Source organism: Streptomyces yerevanensis (genome assembly GCF_000716805.1).
Taxonomy (GTDB): Bacteria; Actinomycetota; Actinomycetes; order Streptomycetales; family Streptomycetaceae; genus Streptomyces; species Streptomyces flaveus.
Map to the genome: position 1 here is coordinate 1 of NZ_JNWJ01000201.1, position 709 is coordinate 709.

General features: G+C 70.4%; 1 protein-coding gene. It reads left to right on the forward strand.

Annotation, left to right across the window (positions count from 1 at the left end; all coding sequences use genetic code 11):
* Positions 1-130: 130 nt before the first annotated feature.
* On the forward strand, positions 131-703 hold the full coding sequence (locus tag OP79_RS49045) for a hypothetical protein (RefSeq protein ID WP_033329770.1): 573 nt from the start codon (positions 131-133) through the stop codon (positions 701-703).
* The last annotated feature ends 6 nt before the right edge of the window (positions 704-709 follow it).

Here is a 709-nt window from a genome sequence, read left to right on the forward strand (position 1 = left end):
TCCGGCAGTGCGGTGGAGCGCTGACAGCGTCTCACGTCCCTGTCCGGGCGGGTGACGGCGGCTGGCGGCGGCGCGGCGACCATGACAAGGTCAGCGTGATCGTGAATATGCCGTGGGTGAGAGGGAGTTCGTGGACACGCAGGTGTGGGACGCACTGGTCGCATCGATGAAGAACGCGTACACCGCGGGCCTGGGCGAGGGAGCGGTGCCCCGCCCGGTCATCATGCCGTTGGTGCGCGGCGAACTGGTCGGCTTGATCTGGGTACGCCCCCTCAAGGCCGGCGAGGACGCACTCACCGGCATTGCCGCGCTCTCGAACATCGCCGCGGCGGCCGGCGCCGACGAAATCGTCCTTGCCTGGGAGACCCACGACGTCGCCACCGCCTGCCGGCTGCCCCTCGTCGGCCCGGCGCCGTGCCTGAACATGGTGCACGCCACGAAGGACGGCCACGTCCTGCACCAACTCCCCTACACCGAGCAGTCCCTGGCCCAAGCCCCCGAGGATCCGGCCGCGGCCGGACCCCGGTGGCTTCCTGCCCTCGAGCCCCAGCCGGGCGGCGAGTTGCCCCCGCCGATCCAGGCCGCCGTCAACTACTCCTTCACACCGCTCGAGCTGGACCACCCCTCCCCCTTCGGTGTCACGGTCGTCCTGATGGAAGAAGACGGCTACAGCGTGCGCCTGACCGAGACATTCGCCCGCTGACCCGGC